Genomic DNA, 1,127 nt, shown 5'->3' with positions numbered 1-1,127 from the left:
AGAGGTCGTTTTCTCCCGTTGTTTCATCCCAGAATCTGCTGTTTGGTCTGTGGTGTCGGGTCGCGCCAGGAGATGGCGTTCTCGCTGGTAAGGCGGCGGGCCATGAGGTCGGTCATGGCGATGTGGATCATGGCTTCGGAGCGGACGGGCAGGGTCTCGTAGTCGCGGGCCAGTCGGCGGTGGAGTATGGGCCAGCCGTAGGTCCGCTCGACTGCCCAGCGTTTCGGGATCGGGGCGAATCCCCTGGTCCCGGGCTTGCGTTGAGTGATTTCCATGTCAATGCCTAGGGTGGCCGCGTGCTCGACGAGGTGCTGACGGTAGCCGCCGTCGACCCACACCTTGCGGATGCCGGGGTGTTCGGCCGCGACCTGGTCCAGGAGTCTGGTGCCGGCGACGGAGTCCTGCACACTCGCCGCGGTGACCAACACGGCAAGCAGGAGCCCGATGGTGTCGGTGACGATGTTCCGCTTCCTGCCCACGATCTTCTTCCCGGCGTCGATGCCCTGGCCGGCGGCGGGGACGCTGGTGGAGGTCTTGACGCTCTGGGCGTCAATCACACAGGCCGACGGCTCGGCATCCCGCCCCTCCTTCTCCCGCAGGAGCTGCCGGAGCAAGCCATTGAGCTGCGCGAACACGCCCTCGTCCGCCCACTTGGCGAAGTAGCCGTAGACCGTGTTCCAGTGTGGAAAATCGTGCGGGAGGTAACGCCACTGAACGCCGGTCCGGTCCACGTACAAGATCGCGTCCATGATGTCGCGCAGGTCGTGCTCGGGCGGCCGGCCGAAGTCCAGGGCCCTACCGCGGCGCTCGAAGCGCCAGGCCGAGAGCACGGGCTCGATCAACTCCCAGCGGGCATCGGAGAGATCACTCGGATACGGACGCCGCTTCGCCATGCTCGTGATGTATCGCCGCGGACCGAGTGCGCCCAGGCGCACAGCGATGACGACGGAAGCACGCAGCCCTGAAAGCCGGACATCCTGGAATGAGACAGGAACGAGCAGCACCCCGCCCCACCTGTCCCCCCTTCAGGCCCAGCAGCCCCAGCCACACCTGCTGCCTCTTCCGCACCGCCACTCCGCCCTCTGAGAATCAGTACATAAACAGCCAAATCAGATGAAAACGACCTC

Annotated in this window: 1 protein-coding gene; it reads right to left on the bottom strand. The window is 65.4% G+C overall.

Annotation, left to right across the window (positions count from 1 at the left end):
• Positions 1 to 23 precede the first annotated feature (23 nt).
• Positions 24 to 893: an IS5 family transposase gene (locus AQJ27_RS51430; RefSeq protein ID WP_079065983.1), complete on the bottom strand. Its 870-nt coding sequence runs from the start codon at positions 891 to 893 to the stop codon at positions 24 to 26.
• Positions 894 to 1,127 lie beyond the last annotated feature (234 nt).

Origin of the sequence: Streptomyces olivochromogenes (assembly GCF_001514115.1) — a bacterium.
GTDB classification, from domain to species: domain Bacteria; phylum Actinomycetota; class Actinomycetes; order Streptomycetales; family Streptomycetaceae; genus Streptomyces; species Streptomyces olivochromogenes.
Note: the sequence above shows the minus strand (reverse complement) of the source record. Positions and strands in the feature narration are given on the sequence as shown.

Coding starts and splice junctions, on each gene's coding strand:
- AQJ27_RS51430 (WP_079065983.1), bottom strand. CDS start 893: ATGGCGAAGCGGCGTCCGTATCCGAGTGATCTCTCCGATGCCCGCTGG.